Genomic DNA, 18,861 nt, shown 5'->3' on the forward strand with positions numbered 1-18,861 from the left:
AAGGTCCGCGTTAGTCCGATCGGGAGTCGGCGCCTGTGGGACGGGGTACGGGCCGGCCGTGGCGGCGGGACATACCGCTCACCCTTCGGAGTGAATGCCCCGGTGATTCGGTGGCAGCGGCAATCCACAACGGCCGCCGCTCCGAAGGGGGTGTGATGACGGAACACGGTGGTGAGGCAGCGGCAGCCGGCAGGGGCCCCGGACCGAAGGGGCCCCCGGCGGCTGCGTCGTTGGTCGGCGGTCAGGTGGTCTTGACTGTGCCGCCGTCCACGGTGATCTCGTCGCCGACGACGGACGCGGCGGCGTCCGAGACGACGAAGCCGATGACGTCGGCGATCTCGTGCGCGGGGGGACCGTGTGCTTCGGCGATACGCCGGGCGAGCCCGTTGGCGCTCTCGCTCTGGATTCCGCCCGGTGAGACCGTGTTGACGCGGACGCCGCGCGGAGCCAGTTCGTTGGCGAGGCCCTTGCTGTAGGCGCGCAGGGCCGCCTTCGCCGCCGCCTAGCCGAGAGTGCCGTCGTACAGCGGCATCCTGCTCTGGATGGAGCCGACATGGACGATCGTGCCTTTGCCCTTCGCCACGAGGAGCGGCGTCAGCGCGCGGTCGATACGTACGGCGGCGAGGAGGTTCAGGGTGAGTTCGGCGTCCCGGTCGGCGTCGGTCATGGCGGCGTGTCCGCCGCTCGGGGACGCGGAGCCGCCGGTCACCTGGACGAGGATGTCGAGGCCGGACCGGCCGATCGCGATCACTCGCGCACCGGCGTCCGCGAGGCGGCTGACGACGGCCGCGCCGAGGCCCTTCGTACCGCCGACCACGACCGCGCGAAGTCACCGATCGTCATCCTGGCAGCCACCCGGCCACCCTTTTCCTCCGACGAACCGCGGAAGGGCCGCCGCTCAGACCGGGTCGCCCGGCAAGCTCAGATACGTGTCGCGCATCGAGGCGAGTACCGGGTGGTCGGTGGGGAACGTGACGTCGTCGACGGCCGAGATCGCCCGGACACCGATGCTCGTGTTGGTGGCGAAGGCCGCCGCCATGCCGCGTACCGCGTCGAGGGCTACCGGCGCGGTGGTGTGCGTGAGTGTGGGCGTGCGCGTGTCGGTGCGATCGTGGTGCCGCTGGAGCAACGCGGCGGTGACGCCCGGCAGTACGTCGCCCTTGGGCCACACCACAGTGCCGGCGGCGTCGACGAATCCCACGTTCCAGGTGCCGCCCTCGGACACCAGGCCGTCGGGGCCGACGAACAGCGCGTCGTCGAAGCCGGCCAACTGGGCGGCCCGTCGGGCGTGCAGGGCTCCGAACAGGCCGACGTGCTTCACCCCGGGCAGATCCCGTACGTACGGAACGGACTTGGCCCGCAGCGGCGGCAGGGCCATGGGGCCGGACGGGCGCGTGGTCACCAGGACGTGCGGGGTCGCGGGTGACGAGGGGTGCCCCAGCTCCAGAGCCGGGTCGAACACCGAGACCCGGACCACGAACGCCCCGTCCTGCCCGCGCACGGCACGGCGCACGTACTCCCGTACGCGATCGGTGTCGAGCCGTACGTCGAACACCGTCCCGCAGTCCCGCGCGAGCCGCTCCATGTGCAGCGCGAGACCGCGTACGCGCCGGTCGTCGACGCGCATCGAGGTGAAGTGGCCGTAGTTGACGAGCGCCAGGGCCTGCAGGGACTCGGGGTCTGCGGGCCGTCCGTCGAGTTCCATCACACCGAGCAGTGTGACAGTGCGGGCACCGAAGGGCAGTGCGCAGCCGGCGGTGGCCGTCGCGGTCGGTGAAGAGCACCCGGGAGGTCTCGGCGCGGGCGGACGGCCCCTGAAGGTCCTCCGCCGAGTCCTCGGCGCGGCAGGTCAGCGGGTCGGGCGACCGGTTCGTCGCGTGGAGGCGGCGGTGCGCCCTCCCTACCGCCGGGGAGCCGTGGGGTCGGCCAGGCCGTCGCTCAGGAGGCGGCTGTCGACCTCGTCCAGTGCCAGGCGTACGGCGCCCAGGGCCACGCTCTCGTCGCCGAGGGTGGAGGTGCGCAGCTCCGGCAGGCGCAGGCAGTGCTTGGTGAGTTCGCGTTCCAGGGGGTCGAGGATGACGTCGGCGGAGCGGGAGAAGCCGCCGCCGAAGACGACGACCTGGGGGTCGAGGGCGAGCACCAGGGCCGCGAGGCCTACGGCGAGGTCGCGGGTGTAGCGGCGGACGGCGGTCTTCGCGTCGCGGTCGCCGTCGCGGGCCGCTTGGAACACCCAGGCCGCGGCCTCGCCGGGAGCGGCGGACTCCGGTGCGCCGGGGCAGTTCTCCAGGTGGCTGGGGGCGGTCAGCCACCGTACGGCCTTGAGCGCGCCCAGCTCGCCCGCCGCGCCGCCGTGGCCGCGCCGCAGGGTGCCGTCGAGGATCAGTCCTGCGCCGGTGCGCAGTCCCGCGAGGAGGAAGACGATGTCGTCGGCGTCCTGGGCGACTCCTTTCCAGCGTTCGGCGACGGCGGCGAGCTTGCAGTCGTTCTCGACCTGGATCGGGCAGGGGAAGCGGGTCGCGAGATGCGCGGCCGGGTCGATGGTGTGCCAGCCGGGCAGGGGGGTGAACAGGGTGGTACGGCCGCTGGCGTCGACCGGGCCTGTCACCCCTACGGTCACGGCCCAGATGTCGCCGGGTGTCATACCGGCTTCCCCGAGGACCTCGTCGATGACGTGGTCGACGGTCGCGAGGCGGGCCTCCGGCGCCGCCTCGGGGTCGGCCGGGCGGCGCACGGTCTTGACGAGGTTGCCCTCCAGGTCGCTGAGCATGACGAGGATCTTGTGGACGCCGATGTCGATGCCCAGCACATGCCCCGCGTCCGCCCGGAAGCGGAAGCGGCGGGCCGGGCGCCCCACCACGCTGCTGGCGCCCGGCTCCTCGACCTCGGCCCAGCCGTGGGTGACCAGGCTCTGCACCAGGACGTCGACGGCGGGCCGGGACAGCCCGGCCCGGCCGGCGAGTTCGGTGACGGTCGCGGGGGGATTTCCGCGCAGCGCCCACACGATCGACAACTGGTTCAGCTCGCGCATCCGGGACAGATCTGTTCCGGTCGTCGTCATGTGGTACTCCCTGAAGGGGTTCCGGTGCCCGCCGTTTAGATAATGCTGAGCAGTTTACAATTCGGGGCGGTGGTCGGCCCGCCGGACGGCGTCATGAGATCGGATAGCGCTGCTGCGTCTCGGGGGCGACCGCCGGCGTGAAGTCGACCTCGCGTCCGTCGAGTGCGAACCGGTACCTGCCGAGTCTGCGCACCTCGGGCCGGGCTGCCAAGTACGCCGTCATCGCCTGCAGTTCGTCGGGGTGCAGCCAGCCGGGCGGGTCGGAGACCGCCCGGAAGCCGCAGATGTCGGCGAGGTCGCGCAGCCAGCGCTGCTGCTGCTCGGTGAGCAGGTTGAGGCGGCTGCGGAAGTACACGACGTCCGGGTCCACCTCCAGCAGCGGCGCCTGCCAGAGCCGGTGCAGGGTGTTGACGACGGCGTTGCGGGCCAGCGCGTCGGACGGGTCCTGGGTGGCGTAGTGCTCCCACAGCGGCGCGACGTCGGGGCCGCTGCGGATGCCGTCGATCAGGCCGAGGGACGGCAGCAGCGGAGCGCCGCTGCCGAGGAGGTAGACGTCCGGTCCTGCCTCCTCGCGGATGATCCGCAGTCCTGTCCGGTACGCCTCCTCGCGGCCGGTGTCCTCGGCCCGCTTGCCCGGCGCGGCCCCGGCGCCGATGAAGTCCGCCTTGAGATATCCGAACCCCCACTCGTGGACGACCCGGCGGATCATCCGCCGGAGGTGCTCCTGCGCCGCGGGCCGGGTCAGATCGAGTGCCCAGTAGCCGGTGCCCCAGTTGTGGCCGGCGACCACCGGCTCGCCGCGCTCGTCGCGCAGCAGCAGCTCGGGCCGCTCCTGGGCGGTGCGGGATCCCGGGAGCAGGATGAACGGGGCGAGCCACAGGCCGGGACGCAGCCCCGCGTCCGTGATCCGGTCGGCCAGCGCCCGCATTCCGGAGGGGAAGTCGGCGTTGGGTTCCCAGTCTCCGACCATCCGCTCCCAGCCGTCGTCGACCTGGACGACGTCGAAGGGCAGGCCGCGCAGCGCGGTGATGTCCTTGGTGAGCTGCTCCTCGGTGATGTTCTCGTAGTAGGCGTACCAACTGCACCACACGTTGCCCGCGCGCTTGTCGCTGCGGCCGAGCCGGGCGGCGAGCTGCCGGGCGTACGCGGCGAAGACCTCCTCCTCGCCGCCGTACGCGAGGAACCACGGCGCCCCTTCGCGCTCGTACCACCCGGCGAGGGTGTTCCCGTCCGCCGTCAGGCGCGGTATGTCGAGCCCGAGTGCGCCGAGCAGCAGGACCTGCCCGTCCGCGCCTTGGAGGGCGGCGACGGCCGAGGAGTGGTGGCGGGCGGGGTCGTCCCACACGGTGTCGTCGGCGGTGAGGCGGCGTTCGGCGCTCTCGATGCGCAGCGGTTCCGCCGAGAGCCGGCGCCAGCCGCACGGGCTCCAGGAGTTGTGTCCGTGCCGGTAGAAGAGCGCGTCGCCGAGGCCGTGCAGCAGGGCCGCCCGGCCCGGCGGCAGCAGCAGGCCGCCGTCGACCGGCTGCGCGGGGGCGTCGCCTTCGAGCTCGACGGCGAACGTGCGCCCGCCGAGGTCCAGAAGCTGGGCCATGGGTCTCCTTGCGTCATGGTGGTGGAAGGGTGCGCGGCCGCGCGGGTGGCGCGAACCTGCGGTTACTTGAAGAGGCCGTTGACCTTGTCGTTGGCCGACTTCAGCGCGGGTCCTGGCTGCGCGGCGCCGAGGATCACGGACTGGATCGCGTCCTGGACGAGGGGGCTGATCTCGGTGGCGTGTTCGGTGACGGGCAGCAGGAACGTGCCGTTCTTCGCGGCTGCGGCGTCGGTGAAGACGTGCACGTCGTCGCCCTTGGCCTCGTGTGCGGCGAGTGCCTTCTGGGTGGCGGTCTTGAGCGCGGGGAAGACGACGGCGCGTTTGGCGACGAGGTCCTGGCAGGCGGGCGAGGCGAGGAACTTGACCCACTTCCAGGCCTGTTCCTGGTGCTTGGTGCCGGCCCAGATGGAGTCGGCGAGGCCGTTGATGGCGCTCTTGCGGCCGGCCGGACCCGTGGGCAGCGGTGCGAAGGCGAGCTTCTGCTGCACCTTGGGGTCCATGAAGGTGGAGATGGTCCAGGAGCCCGTGACCATGAGGGAGCCCTTGCCGGCGATGAGCAGTTCGCTGTTGGCGACGGTCGACTGCTTGTCGAGGGCGGGGGTGTACCCCTTGTCGATCAGGTGCTTGAACCAGCCGATGGTCTCGGCGAGTTTGGGGTCGTCGTACTTGTAGTGCGTGCCCCACGGGTTCTTGTCGAGGTAGCTGAAACCGTTGGCCGCGGCGAGGTCGCCCCAGCCGTTCTGGCCCTGGGAGCCGTCGTTCCACTCGGCGAGGAACCCGTAGGTCTTCACGTGCTTCTTGTCGAAGGCGGGGTCGAGGCCGTTGTGGCCCTTGGTGTCGACGGTGGCCCTGGCGATGGCGTTCTCCAGGGTGCCGCCGTCGGCGGGGTTCCAGGTCAGGTTGTCCAGCTCGGCGGTGTCCACCCCTTGCTGCTTGAGGGTGGTGGCGTTGTAGACGAGCGCCATGGTGTCCCAGTCCTTCGGCAGCCCGTAGCGCTTGCCGTCCTTGACCCAGGTGTCGGCGAGCCCGGCCTGGTAGGCGGAGACGTCCACCTTGTCGCGGTCCACCAGGGGCTGGAGGTCCAGCAGTTGGTTGCTCGTGGCGAACTGCGGATAGTACGTGCTCTGGTTGGTCCACACGTCCGGGGCGTCGCCCGCGGTGAGCTGTGTGGTGAGGTTCTGCCAGTACTGGGTCCAGGCGGTCTGGGTGATCTTGACGGTGATGTCGGGGTTGGCCGTGTGGAAGGCGGTCGCGCAGTCCTGGTAGGCGGGGAGCTGCTTGTCGTCCCACAGCCAGTAGTTGAGGGTGGTGCTGCCGTCGGCGGCGTCGTCGGAGTTTCCGCAGGAGACGAGTGTCGATGTGGCGGCCAGGCACAGCAGGGCCGCGGCGGCACGCAGATGCGTGGATCGCATGGTGGGTGACCTCTCTGGAGGATCTGGTGAGGACGGGGGTGTGCGAATGAGGGTGTGCGGAGGGAGAGGTGAGGACGGAGCTGCTACTTGATGCCGGTGAAGTTGAGGGACTCGACCAGTCGGCGGCCGAAGACGACCAGCAGGACGAGGACGGGCAGGACGGAGAGCGCCGAGCCGGCCATCAGCCCCGTCCAGTCGGGCATGGTGTTGGGCGACTGCTGCTGGAAGACGCCGAGTGCGACGGTCAGTACGCGGGTCTCCTCCTCGCGTCCGGTCAGCAGCGGCCACAGGTAGTCCTTCCAGGCCCAGACCGTGGTGGTGAGTCCGATGGTGATGAGCGGTCCGCGGCTCATCGGCATCACGACCCGCCAGAAGACGCCCCAGGCGCCCACCCCGTCGAGGACGGCCGCCTCCTCCACCTCGCGGGGGATGGAGAGGAAGAACTGGCGCAGGAAGAAGACGGCGAACGGCGTCATGAGGACGCTCGGCGCCACCATGCCGGCGAAGGTGTTCAGCCAGCCGAGGTCTTTCACCAGGACGAAGTTGGGCAGCACGGTGAAGATCGGCGGGACCATCAGGGCGGCGATCAGCACACCGAAGACCGCGTCCCTGCCGGGGAAGCGCAGCCGGGCGAAGGCGTAGCCGGCCATCGCGCAGAACAGCGTCTGCAGGACGGCGATCAGCCCGCTGTAGACGACCGAGTTGAGCAGGTAGCGCAGGAAGTCGACCTGTGCGCCCGAGCCGCCGGCCGCCCGTGCCTCCTCCTGGCTGGTGAGTCCCAGCACCCGGAGGAAATTGATCATCGTGGGGTGGTGCGGGACGAGGCCCGTCGAGTCGGCGTAGATGTCGGCGGCCGGCGTGAGGGCGGTACGGATCATCCAGTAGAAGGGGAAGACGGTCGCCACCAGTACGAGGACCAGCACCGCCCAGGCGGCGACCCGGCCCGGCGTGAGACGGCTGCGGGTGCGCTTGCGTGTCATGGTCACTCCTCAGGCCAGGTACGAGCGGGAAGCGCGCAGGACGCGCATCTGCACGGCGGTCAGCACGCCGAGCAGCAGCGCGAGGACCACGGCGATGGCGGAGGCGTAGCCCATGTGGAAGTTGGTGAAGGCCTGTTCGTAGATGTAGAAGTAGATGACCCGGGTGGAGCTGACCGGCCCGCCCTTGGTGGTCACGGCGATCGTGTCGAATATCTGGAACGAGCCGATGAGCGAGACCACCAGCACCAGGGCCAGCACCGGGCGCATCAGCGGCAGGGTGATGCGGGTGAACATGCGCCACTCCCCCGCGCCGTCCAGGGTGGCGCTCTCGTAGAGGTGTTGGGGGATCTGCAGCATCCCCGCGTACAGCAGCAGGGCGGTGTATCCGGTGTAGGCCCAGGTGTTGATGCCGGCGACGGTCGGCATCGCCCAGGTCGGTGAGGTGAGGAAGCCGGTGCTGTCCATGCCGAGCGCGTTCAGGATGTGGTTGACGAAGCCGAGGTTGGCGTCGAGCATCCACATCCACAGCAGGCCGACGGAGACGTTGGGCACGAGCCAGGGCACCAGCAGCATGGCGCGCAGCGCGATCGACCGGGTCAGCCGGTGCATCAGGGTCGCCAGGCCCAGCGCCAGGACGGTCTGCGAGACGATGTTCAGGGCGACGTAGTAGCCGGTGACCTTGAGCGCGTTCCAGAACTGCTCGTCGCCGATCAACTGCCGGTAGTTGTCCGTGCCGGTGAAGTTCGCTGCGCCCAGCAGGCTGTAGTCGGTGAGCGAGTAGTAGACGCCGCGGACGGTCGGATACGCGTAGAACAGTGCGAAACCAGCCAGGGCCGGCGCCAGGAACAGCCAGGCCGCCTTGCGGTCGTCGCGGAACTTGCGCGGCCGTCCGGGGCCCGCCCTCCTGCCCTTGCGGATGTCGGCGCGTTGGCGCCGCGGCGCAACTGCCAAGTCAGCGCCCATGGTTACACCTCCGAAGAGATCTGCGCCGCACCTCTTGCCAGTGGAGCGCTGTGCACACATATTGATGTGCACCAGTGAAACTTTGTCAATGCTGGCTCACAAAAGAACGAACTCAAGCCAGTCCGGCGGCACTGTTTCCCCTGGTGAACCCCGGCTCGGGCAGCGGCCCGGCCACGGACCTGACCAACCACAGCCGTCTCTTCGGAGGTTGACCATGCGCACGTTCGCGCCCAGACGCGGCAGCGGGCTGCTCGCAGCTCTCTGTTCCGCAGCCCTCGCCCTCACGCTGGCGGCGCTCCCCGCGAGCGCCCATGCCGTACCGGCCCCGGTCGGCGGGCAGTCGGCCGTCCCGGCCCAGGGCGTCCCCACCCGGCCGGCGCCGGGGCCGAGCCCGGACCCGGCGCTGCCTGTCCACGCGCTCGCGGCCGGTGACGCCCCGTTGGACAACCCGCTCAAGGGGTTCGCCCGCTTCTACCAGCCGGGCGGCGACCAGAACACGGGCTACCCGCACTCGCTGACCTGGGGCTACTTCGGCCTGTCCGAGGTCATGGACAACGCGTCCAACTGCGCCGACTACAACTGGGACGCGTTGGACGACACGCTGGACGCCATCGCCGCCGCGGGCAACCAGGCCGCGATCCGGCTCTACATGGAGTACCCGGGCGGCACCGGCAGCCACCCGGCCAACGCCGTGCCGCCGTGCTTCGCCGGGCACGTCGCCAACCGCGACAACGCCTACTGGGGCACCACCAGCCCCGACTACAACAGCCCGTACCTGATCGACGCCCTCAAGAACTTCATCGCGGCCTTCGGCGCGCGCTACGACGGCGACCCCCGGCTGGGCTACATCCATCTGGGTCTGATCGGCCTGTGGGGCGAATGGCACACCTGGCCCTACGACACCGACACCAGCGGCGACTCGTACCCCGACTACATGCCGACCGACGCGCACGCCGCCGAGATCATCAACGCGTACAACAGCGCCTTCACCCACACCAAGATCGAGATGCGCTACGCCGACTCGGCCGGCGGAGCGGCCGACAGCCTGCCGGCCCTCGGCTACCACGACGACTCCTTCTGCTACCGGGAGGGCGACCCGGCGAAGGGCGTCACGCTGCCGGAGTCCATGGGCGGCGCGGACTACTCGCAGTTGCAGAAGGCCGTCGAGCACGGGGTGGAGAACCGCTGGACCACCGCGTCGATGGGCGGTGAGGTCCGCCCCGAGATCCAGTCCACCGCCTTCAGCAACTGGCCGGGCGGCTCAGGGGCCGTGGACAACATGAAGGCGTGCGTCGAACTGGAGCACACCACCTGGAAGATCAACGAGGGCAGCTCGAACTACTCGCCGTCCGACCCCAACGTGGCGGCGGCCGTCCGGCTGATGGGCTACAACCTCGCCGTCAAGAACGCCTACTTCCACGACAGCGCCCAGGGCGCCACCACCGTGGGGGTGCAGATCGCCAACACCGGCGTCGCCCCGTTCTACTACCCCTGGACCGTGAGCCTCGGCCTCAAGGACGCGGCCGGCAACGTCGTCAAGACCTGGAACACCTCCTGGGACCTGCGCAAGGTCATGCCTACCAAGATCCGCGCCTTCCCCGACTGGGGCGTCGGCTCCGACCCCACGTACCTCGACTTCGGCTATCCGCAGTACTTCGACACGTCGGTCGACCTGTCCGGCGTGAGCGCCGGCGGCTACCAGCTCGTGATGAAGGTCAAGAACCCTCTGGAGGACGTGAGTTCGAACGCCAAGAAGCTGCGCTTCGCCAACGCCGCCCAGAACAGCGACGGGTGGCTCGGCCTCGGCGCGATGACCGTCGGTTCGGGGCAGAGCGGCGACCCGACGGCGCAGGACTACGAGGCCGAAGCGGGCGGCAACACGCTGCAGGGCGGCGCCGTGACGAGCGCCTGCGGCGGCTGCTCGGGCGGCGGCAAGGTCGGATACATCGGCAACGGCGCCACGCTGACCTTCAACCACGTCGACGGCGGGAGCGGGGGCACCCGCACCGTCACCGTCCACTACGCCACCCAGACAGCGCGTACCGCGACCGTGCAGGCCAACGGCGGTACGCCGCATACGGTCAGCTTCAGTCCGACAGCCGACTGGACCACCACCGGGACAGCCGCGGTGACGCTGGACCTGGCCGCCGGCACCAACAACACCGTCACGGTCGCGAACCCGGCGGACTGGGCTCCTGACATCGACAAGATCACCGTGTCCTGACACCCGGCCCCTGACACCCGACGCAGCACAGCGGCGGCGTCCCGCTCACTCCTGAGCGGGGCGCCGCCGCCCGTCTTGCGTGCAGCGGTGCCCGTATCGCGCCCGCCGGCTGCCCGCGGGCAGCCGGCGGGTCCGGATTCGGGGTGTCGGTGCCGGTAACGAATGACGGGTACGGAAAATAGCTGTAATGCTCCGGTGAAGGAGGCGCAGACCGCGCTGAAATAAGCGGGCAGCAAAACCACATCCACAGCAGTCCAAAACCACATCGAAATACTGAAATTCAAACTCGAATAGATCAGGAAGCGCTTCAGGAGGTAATTAAAGTGGTGAAGCGGGAAGAGCCGAGTTCTTACCTGTTCACGACTCCGCATGATTCCGGGGCAAGAACCCGAAAGCCCGCCGGAACCGTGGTGCCCTTCGACAGGGCGCCACCGTCCGACGGGCGGTGTACGGGCCGGCACAAGGCGGCGGACGGGCGAGGAAACGGCCCGCCCCGGGCCTCACTTGATGAAGTCTTCAACGACTTTGGGCGGCCAGGTACCGACGTTGAGGACGCCCATGGAGTAGGCGCGGGAGACCAGGGCGGCGCGGTTGGGCACCCTGAGCTTCCTGAGCAGTCCTGTGACGTGGTACTCGACGCCCTGCCTGCTCAGATAGAGCCGCGAGGCCAGCGGGATCGTGGACAGACCTGCGGCGATACCTTCGAGGATGCGCGCGTCGATCTCCGTCAGGATCTTCTTCCTGCTGGTCAGGACGCCCGCGTCGTCCGCGCCCTTCGTCGACCGCATGAGCACCAGGATCGCCGCCACGTCGGGGGTCTCCCCGGTCACGGCGGCGGCGGTGAGCGTACCTGCGAATGCGGAGTCTTCCGACCCCAAAGCCACCACATGCGAGGCGAACCGTTGGCGCTTGCCTTCGATCAGCCGGGAGAACTGGCGCATCAGCGGTTGCTGGACGCTGGGGTGCACCAGCTCGCGGAAGCTGCGGCCGCAGAGGTCGGCCGAGGAGTCGCCGAACTGGCGGAAGAACTCCTGGTTCCCCTGCTGGATGTTGAGCGCGGGGTCGAGCGAGGCCATGCACAGTCCGAGCTGGTCGAACTGCCGGGCCTCCGCGCCTCCGGCCCGGTCAGGTACGAGTTCGCCGGTTGTGACCGGCGCAGAATCTGCGAGTGCAGCAATCTCCACGAGACCGCCATCCTTTCAGTCCGACTCTGATTCTTCCGAATATGCATGACGTCAGGCGCCGGTTGACGTCAGTATCCGGCCATACCACCCGACCGGCATTCCACTTACAAATTGAGGCTAGGTAATTTGGAGTTACCAGTCAACGACGCCTCTGGCCCCCTGACTAAATCTGTGGTCGCACCCTCCGGAGGTACGGTCCGAAATGGCGGCGGTCGGCGAACCCGAACTCGGCAGGACCGCCCGATCGATTGGGGCGCATCCCCACAATTGAGTCGCGCTTGAGGTTCCTCTGAGGTTCGCATATGCGCTTTGAGTAGGCCACGATTGATCGTGGGCCATTAATGCGCGTCAGAGCCGGGGCGTGCACAGGGGAGCCGGGGGACGTACGGTCAGGCCGGCAGCGCGCCCGCGAGTTCGTGGCGGCCCGAAACGCCGAGCTTGCGGTAGGAGTTCGTCAGGTGCTTCTCGACGGCGCGGGCGCTCACGCCGAGTTCGCACGCGATCTCCTGGTTGGTCAGGCCGCGGCCGACGAAGTCGAGGACCCGGCGCTCGCTGCGGGTCAGCACCGCCTTCTGCGGCATGGCGGCGGCGCTCACACCGAGCCCGGCCCGCTCCACCAGCCAGGGAGCGCCGCAGGCCGCCGCGAGCGCGCCGGCCTCCCGCAGCGCCGCCTCCGCCTCGGTGCCGCTCCCCAGCCGGCGGCCCAGCAGCACCAGGGTGCGGGCGAGTTCGAGCTCGTGCACCGACCCGCGCAGTACGTCGACGGCTTCCCGCAGCAGGGGTACGCCCTCGGCCTCGTCCAGCCAGCCCTTCAGCCGCAGCGCCCTGCCGAGCCCGGTGGGCGCTCCCCAGGCCGTGGCCCAGGCGTACTCCTCCTCGGCGAGGCTCAGCGCGGCGCGCGAGTCTCCGAGGCGGTGGTAGAGGCCGATGGCGTGCGGGCGCCACGGGAAGAGCGCCGAGTTCTGCCAGCCCGCGCCGTCCAGTTGCCGGCCGCAGGCGAGAAGGCTCTCCAAGGCCCGCGCCCGCAGCCCCTGTTGGGCGTCGAGCGACGCCTGGAGGATCTGCAGGGTCGCCGCGAGGGCCGGGCCCGCCGAGCGGCGGCCCCTGCTCAGGGCCAGGATCCGTTCGCTGAGCGCCGGGTCGCGCAGTTCGAGCGCGACCGCCGACAGCACGATGATGGAGATCTCGCGCCAGTCCGTCTCGGCGAGGCCCATGACGTGTTCGACATGTTCGCGGGCCTGGGTCAGCCGGCCCTGCGAGACGAGCACGAGCGCCCGCTCGGCGGAGACGAGCACGTCGTCGGCGCCTGTCGCGCTCCGCTGCCGGGGATGCTGCTCGGCCGTCAGCCAGGATTCGAGCACCCGCACGGATTCGGCGGCGAACAGCGTGATCACGACCAGCGGCAGCGCGGTGTGCACCCGTGCCGAAGCCGCGGGCTCGCGTTCCAGTACGCGGTTGGCGGTACGGGCGGCCTCGGCGGCGGAGAGCCGGCCGGTGAGCGTCCCCGAGCAGACGAGGACGGCCGCCAGTTCACGTTCGGCCGGGGAGCCGAGCGGGGGCTCGTCCCCCAGCTCGCGCAGGCGTTCGGCTGCCGAGGCCAGCTCGGCGGGGCTGTCGTGGCCGCAGTGCCTGAGCCGGGCCTCGATCCGCAGGGCCGCCTCACGCGCGGGGCCCTCCAGGGACGCGGGCTCGCCCAGTTCCGCCGCCGCCCGGCGCAGCAGGCCCTTGGCCACGGGGGACGCCGTGCCGAGGAGGGCCGGCGGGATCCGCAGCGCCGCAGCCGCCCGGTCCCCGGCCGTGGTGAGCAGCGCCGTCGCCTGGGTGATGTGCCGTTCGCACGCCTCGGGGTCGTAGCCGCCCTCCGCCGTGGCCAGGTCGATCAGCAGCCGGGCCCTGCGCTCGTCCTGGGCCTGGTGGCGCGGCAGCGCGTGGCGCAGATAGCCGGCCGCCGTCTGCGGCGCGCCCCTGCGCAGCGCGGCAGCGGCGGCGGCGCGCAGTACGGCCACCGCCCAGGGGCGGTCGACGGTGGAGACCGCCGTGAGATGGGCGGCGACCTGCTCGGCCGGCCTGCCGCGCCGGTGCAGCATGTCGGCCGCCGCCGTGTGCGAACGCTCGCGTTCCGAGGGCGTCATGGTCGCCTCGACCGCGTCCCGTACCACCGGGTGGACGAAGCGCGGCTCGTGCGCGTCGCCGAGCAGACCGATCTCGCACATCGCGCGCCGCGCGGCGGCGAAGCCGTCCTCGTCGAGCCCGGACAACTGCCGGATGAGAGCCGGGTCGTCCTGGTCGCCGAAGGCCGCGACGGCCGCCGCCAGGGCGCGTACCGCCGGTGGCTGCGTCCGCAGCAGGCTGGCGAGCCGATCGCGCAGCCCTGAGGGGCGCAACGCGCGTGCCTGCACGCTGTGTTCGGTGGTCGGCGGGAAGCCGCTGCCCGCCATGGTCAGCAGCACGGACGTCAGGAACAGCGGGTTGCCCGCCGATGCCTCGTGGCAGGCGCGGGCGTACTCGTCGTGGCCCGGTGTGCCGTACTGCGCACGGATCAAGGCCCTGGTGGCGTCGAGCGACAGCGGCGCGGGGCGCAGCGTCTCGGTGGCCGCTTCGGCGACCTCCCGCACCGCGCTGTGGCGGGCCCTGGCGTCCCCTTCGCGGAGGGTGCAGACGAGCACGACGGGCGGCGCGGCGCGGCCGGGCCGCCGGGCGGCCGGGCGGGCGAGGCGGGCCAGCCAGCGCAGCGACGGGGCGTCCGCCCATTGCAGGTCGTCCACCAGGATGAGCAGCCGGGTGTGCGGGGCGGCGCCGGCGAGCAGGGCGCGCGGGTCGAACGGGTCCGTAGCGGCGGGAAGTGCGGTGGCGGAGTGAGGTGTGGTGTCGGCGGGAAGTGTGGTGTCGGCGGGAGGTGTGGTGTCCGTGGCGCGTGCGGTGTGGTGCGCGGTGGCGGCCGGGAGGCTGTCGAACAACTGGTGGACGACGCCGTGCGCGAAGTCCTGCTCCATCGGCGCCGCGTTGGCGCGCAGGACCCGTACGTCCTGGCCCGCCGCCAGGTCGGGCAGGCTCCGCAGCAGTACGGACCGTCCGATCCCGACGGGTCCCGCGACGAGGACCAGCGAGGATGTGCCCGCGTCGGCGGCTCTCAAGGCGGCTTCCACACAGGCCAGTTCGGTGTCCCGCTCAAGAAGCATCGGTCGGCCGTCCTTTCGTGCGGTCACACGCATCGCCTCGCTCAGATCGCATCAGCTCTGTCGGCGTGACTCGAACGCCCAGCCAGGTGGTTGTCTGTCGGGGACGTCGGGAGTGTGCAGGACGGCGCCGAGTTCGGTACGGCGGCTGACGCCGAGCTTCCGGTAGACGCTGGTCAGGTGGGTCTCCACGGTCCGTACGGTGACGAAGAGGGACTCCGCTATGGACCGGTTGCTCGCTCCGTCGGCGGCGAGGCCCGCCACCCTGCGCTCCATCGCGGTCAGCATGTCCAGCGGGCTGGCGCTCATCTTGCGCATCCTGCCGCCCGCGGTGACCAGCAGTTTGCGTGCGGTCCCCGCGAGCGCGAGGGCGCCGCAGCGCTGGGCGAGGTCGGCGGCGCCGCGCAGGTGTTCGCGTGCGGCGCGCTGGTCACCGGTCTTCAGCAGGGCCCTGCCGAGGAGGTACTCGGCGTTGGCGTGTTCGCCCCGGGCGGGCGAGTCGGCCAGGAGCCGGACCGATTCGGTGAGCAGTTCGACGCCCGCCCCGCCGGGAGTGGTCATCCCGTCGGCCAGCAGGGCGAGGCCCATGACCCGCGGCGTTCCCCAGCGCGCGGCCAACTCACTGCTGTACTCGGTGATCTCGCGGGCCTCGTCGGCCCGGTTCAGGCCCGCGAGCAGGCACGCGGCCTCCGCCCACCACGGCAGGAACGCCGGGTTGGTGAAGCCGGCCTGCTCCAGGGAGCGGCCGCACCGCAGATACAGGGCGAGCGCCGCCTCCTGGTCGCCGAGTGCCCGGCGGGCGCGGGCGCGGGCCATCAGGTACCAGTGGTGTTCGAGGATGAAGCGGTCGAGGTACTCGCGCTTGATCCCGGTGAGCAGTTCCTCTGCCCGTTCGGGCTTTCCCCTGTCGATCATCACGATCGCGAGCGCGGTCTGCGGAAGGACCGCCGTGTCGCCCCAGCTCTCCTGGCTGATGATCTCCATCGACGTCTGGGCGTCGGCCAGCGCGTCGGGGATCGCCCCCATGTTGTGCAGCAGCAGGGCCCGGGTGGACAGGGCGGCCACGTACGTCCAGACGGCGGCGTTGTCCTTGCCGTACTGGAGCAGCCGGTCGAGCGCGTCCAGGGCCTCGCCGACCTCGTCGGCGAGGGTGAGCGCGAAGGACGAGGTGATCAGCAGCCAGCTCTCCAGCTCGAATCCCTGGAACCGCAGGGCGCGGCGGGCCTGTTCGACCGTCCGCTCGGCGGAGTGGCCCTCCATCGCGTCCAGCATGGTCATCGTGGAGAGCATCTGCCGCTCGGCCGGGGTGTCGCCGGGCGGGGCGGTCAGCCGGGCGGCCCGCTCGCGGACCGCGGAGATCGTCGTTCGCTCCCTCGCCCCGACGATCAGCAGCACCGATTCGAGCAGGGTGCGCAGTTCGCGGTCCGCCGGATCGGCGGGGCAGGTGCCGAGTGCGGCGTCCAGGTCCGTCAGGACCTCTTCCATGACCCGTACCCCGCTGGGCGAGTTCTGTACGGCGAGGCAGGTCATGCCGTACTGGACGGCGACCTTCGCCTTGGTGCGGATGTCGCGGGACCGGGCGAGCGCCTCGTCCAGCAGCCGGATGGCCTGCGGCGGATCGGTCTCCGCCAGCGACTTGGCCATCTGGAGGCGCAGCCGCACACTGTCCGGCTCCGCTTCCAGCACCCGGTACAGATAGCGCACCGCCGTGTCGGGGGCGCCCCTGCTCCCTGCCTGGTCGGCCGCGTCCCTGAGCACGTCCGGCATCCAGGGCTGCGGCAGCGCCGGCAGCAGCATGAGCTGATCTGCGGCATGCTCCGCGGGCCGCCCCGCATCGCTGAGCAGCAGGGCTGCTCTGGAACGCAGTTGGGCCAGTCCCTGGGCGCCGATCGGTTCGAGTACGGCCGAGCGCACCGTGTCGTGGATCAGCTCCGCCCGGTCCTGCGCCACGAACCCGGCGCACCGCAGGATCAGCAGGGCGCGCGCCACGAGCGTGGGGGGTACGCCGGCGAGGGTGCCGACCAGGTCGGCGGACTCCTCGCCGAGGACGGCGACGGCTCGGGCCACGTCACCCACCCAGGCCGGCTGCCGGTCCAGCAGCCCGTGGACGGAGCCCGCGGTGACCTCGCGGCCGACCTCGACGACTCTGCCCAGCCCGTGTTCGTCCGGCCGTACGCCTTCGGTGCGCAGCGTGTGCAGCAACCGGCCGAGGGTGCGGGGGTTGCCGCCGGAGACGGCTGTGGCCTGCTCGACGAAGGTCCGTTCGGCGGGGTCCGCGGTGGCGACGGAGGTGTGGGTACGGGTGGAAACGGCGGAGGCGCGGGTGGACATGGCGGAGACGCGGTTCCTGGCCGGGGCGTGCGTCCCGTCGCGGAGCGGAAGGGTCCGGCGCACCATCTCCCCGACGTCCGTGTACGTCAGCGGCGCCAGGCGCAGCAGGGTGGGCCTGCGCTGCGCGGTGATCTCGGCGAGGGCGGCGGGGGCGGCGGGTTCGTACTCGCTGCGCCGGGCGAGGACGACGAGCAGCGGCGTGTCGTGCGCGCGCCGGAGCAGGAAGTCGAGCCAGCGCAGCGACTGTTCGTCGCACAGGTGCACGTCGTCGAGCACCAGCACCAGCGGGCGCTGCGCCAGCACGTTCGCCGCGAGCCGGTACAGCCCGTGCAGCACCTCGTAGGCGGCCGGGGGGCCGGACAGGTCCTGGCAGGGCGGCCTTTCCCCGGCCTGGTCGGCGCCGAGCACGGACCGGGCGCGCGGGGCGACGCCCCGCAGCAGGGGTGAGTCTTCGGGGTCCTCGGAGTCCTCGGAGTCCTCGGCGGCGTCGCGGTCCTCGGAGTACGCGGCGTCCTCGCAGCCGAGTCGCAGCGGAGCGAACAGCTCCCGGACACCGCCGTACGCGGAGCCGGCCGTGGCGGGGCCGCAGACCGCGTGCAGAACGGTCGCGCCGCGGCACGCGTCGCCGGCCAGGAAGGCGGCCAGCAGGCTGGATTTCCCGATGCCGGCCGGGCCTGACACGATCACCAGACCGGGCTGTCCCGTCCGCGCCGTCCCCGCGTGGTGGTCCAGCAGCCGCAGCTCTTCGGCGCGACCGACCAGGATGCTGGACAAACCGGCGAGATCGGCCTGATCCAGCATCAAGATCTCCTCACTTGGCGTGGACACGACAGGCATCCTGACCTGGGTGGGTACCCGGTGGGGGGCAGAATACGCGCAGCCGGAAGCTCCGCCTGTTCCCCTACCCCGGAAGGCTGAGGGGACACGCGTGCGCGCCGGGCATCACGCGCCGCCGGGACCTCACCCGCACGGACACGGCGATCTCACGGACACGGCGCACGCGCGGAGACCGCCTAGACCCCGGTGGACAGGTGCTCCTGCAGGAGCGCTATCACGGCCGGGGCCTGGGAGGTGAGGTAGAAGTGGCCGCCGGGGTAGACCTTCAGCTCGAACGGTCCGGTGGTGTGCCCGCGCCAGTCCTCGGCCTCGTCCAGCGACGTCTTCGGGTCGCTGTCGCCGGTCAGCGCGGTGACCGGGGCCCGGACCGCCGTCCCCGGCTCGCACCGGTACGTCTCGATGGCCTCGTAGTCGCTGCGGATCGCGGGCAGGATCATCCGCAGGATCTCCTCGTCGCCGAGGAGCTCCGTGTTGGTGCCGGACATCAGCTTCAGCTCAGCGACGATCCCGTCGTCACTGCGCCGGTGCACGTCCTCGTCCCGGAAGCGCGACGGCGCGCGCCGCCCCGAGGCGAACAGGTGGGAGAGCTTTCCGCCGTCGGCCTCGAACCGCCGTGTGACCTCGAAGGCGAGCGTCGCGCCCATGCTGTGCCCGAAGAACGTCGTCGGCCGGGCGAAGAGCCGCTCGCGCAGCGCTGCGTAGACCTGGTCGGCCATCGTCCCGATGTCGCTGGGGCTCGTCTCCTTGCGCCGGTCCTGGCGGCCCGGGTACTGCACCGCGAACACCTCTGCCACGGAAGACAGTTGAGCGGACACGGGAAAATAGAAGGACGCCGAGCCACCCGCGTGGGGGAAACAGAAGAGCTGTCTGGCACTGTCGGGCGCGGGGTGGAAGCCGCGCGCCCAGAGGCTCTCCTCGGTGGACGTCGTCATCATCTCCTCCTAGCGACAGACCGAGCGTTTCGGCCCGGTGAGCGACCGCCCCATTCCACTAGGACGGACAGTGGGAAATTCCCTAGACTCTGCGCGCCCCCTCGGCGAGCCGAGTTGCCAGACCCCCGTTCCCGGCTCCGGGCCGAGCGGCCCGGAGCCGGGAACGGACCAGG

Annotated in this window: 11 protein-coding genes and 1 pseudogene; 1 reads left to right on the forward strand and 11 read right to left on the reverse strand. The window is 71.0% G+C overall.

Translation table 11 applies throughout. The features are described 5' to 3' along the window. Positions 1-241: 241 nt before the first annotated feature. The 7 genes and pseudogenes from ACZ63I_RS16735 to ACZ63I_RS16765 all read right to left on the reverse strand — a co-directional run bounded on the left by ACZ63I_RS16735 (position 242) and on the right by ACZ63I_RS16765 (position 8,004). A pseudogene (locus ACZ63I_RS16735) lies at positions 242-817 on the reverse strand (SDR family NAD(P)-dependent oxidoreductase). A gap of 81 nt (positions 818-898) precedes the next feature. Beyond that, the gene (locus tag ACZ63I_RS16740) at positions 899-1,708 is read right to left on the reverse strand and encodes an aminotransferase class IV family protein (RefSeq protein WP_469339300.1); all 810 of its coding nucleotides are present in this window, start codon (positions 1,706-1,708) and stop codon (positions 899-901) included. Positions 1,709-1,900: 192 nt separating this feature from the next. Further along, positions 1,901-3,058 carry an ROK family transcriptional regulator gene (locus ACZ63I_RS16745; RefSeq protein ID WP_469339301.1) on the reverse strand — a complete coding sequence of 386 codons (1,158 nt, stop codon included), beginning with the start codon at positions 3,056-3,058 and terminating at the stop codon, positions 1,901-1,903. A gap of 91 nt (positions 3,059-3,149) precedes the next feature. Beyond that, a complete protein-coding gene (locus tag ACZ63I_RS16750) occupies positions 3,150-4,649 on the reverse strand; it encodes a glycoside hydrolase family 36 protein (protein ID WP_469339303.1) in 1,500 nt (499 codons plus the stop codon). A gap of 62 nt (positions 4,650-4,711) precedes the next feature. Further along, positions 4,712-6,061, reverse strand: a complete 1,350-nt coding sequence (locus ACZ63I_RS16755; RefSeq protein ID WP_469339305.1) for an ABC transporter substrate-binding protein — start codon at positions 6,059-6,061, stop codon at positions 4,712-4,714. An 83-nt stretch (positions 6,062-6,144) separates the two neighbouring features. Further along, positions 6,145-7,041, reverse strand: a complete 897-nt coding sequence (locus ACZ63I_RS16760; protein ID WP_469339307.1) for a carbohydrate ABC transporter permease — start codon at positions 7,039-7,041, stop codon at positions 6,145-6,147. A 9-nt stretch (positions 7,042-7,050) separates the two neighbouring features. Next, the gene (locus ACZ63I_RS16765) at positions 7,051-8,004 is read right to left on the reverse strand and encodes a carbohydrate ABC transporter permease (RefSeq protein WP_469339308.1); all 954 of its coding nucleotides are present in this window, start codon (positions 8,002-8,004) and stop codon (positions 7,051-7,053) included. 214 nt (positions 8,005-8,218) lie between these two features. Here ACZ63I_RS16765 and ACZ63I_RS16770 point away from each other — a divergent pair, with 214 nt between their 5' ends. After that, positions 8,219-10,228, forward strand: a complete 2,010-nt coding sequence (locus ACZ63I_RS16770; protein ID WP_469339310.1) for a DUF4832 domain-containing protein — start codon at positions 8,219-8,221, stop codon at positions 10,226-10,228. A 500-nt stretch (positions 10,229-10,728) separates the two neighbouring features. On the opposite strand, the gene ACZ63I_RS16775 is transcribed toward ACZ63I_RS16770, so the two are convergent. The 4 genes from ACZ63I_RS16775 to ACZ63I_RS16790 all read right to left on the reverse strand — a co-directional run bounded on the left by ACZ63I_RS16775 (position 10,729) and on the right by ACZ63I_RS16790 (position 18,688). After that, positions 10,729-11,412: a helix-turn-helix transcriptional regulator gene (locus ACZ63I_RS16775; RefSeq protein WP_469339311.1), complete on the reverse strand. Its 684-nt coding sequence runs from the start codon at positions 11,410-11,412 to the stop codon at positions 10,729-10,731. 389 nt (positions 11,413-11,801) lie between these two features. Next, positions 11,802-14,618 carry an AAA family ATPase gene (locus tag ACZ63I_RS16780; protein WP_469339313.1) on the reverse strand — a complete coding sequence of 939 codons (2,817 nt, stop codon included), beginning with the start codon at positions 14,616-14,618 and terminating at the stop codon, positions 11,802-11,804. Positions 14,619-14,642: 24 nt separating this feature from the next. Beyond that, a complete protein-coding gene (locus ACZ63I_RS16785) occupies positions 14,643-17,720 on the reverse strand; it encodes a helix-turn-helix transcriptional regulator (RefSeq protein ID WP_469339315.1) in 3,078 nt (1,025 codons plus the stop codon). A gap of 212 nt (positions 17,721-17,932) precedes the next feature. After that, positions 17,933-18,688: a thioesterase II family protein gene (locus ACZ63I_RS16790; protein ID WP_469339316.1), complete on the reverse strand. Its 756-nt coding sequence runs from the start codon at positions 18,686-18,688 to the stop codon at positions 17,933-17,935. Between the last annotated feature and the right edge of the window lie 173 nt (positions 18,689-18,861).

This window comes from Streptomyces sp. NPDC087906 (genome assembly GCF_055584925.1).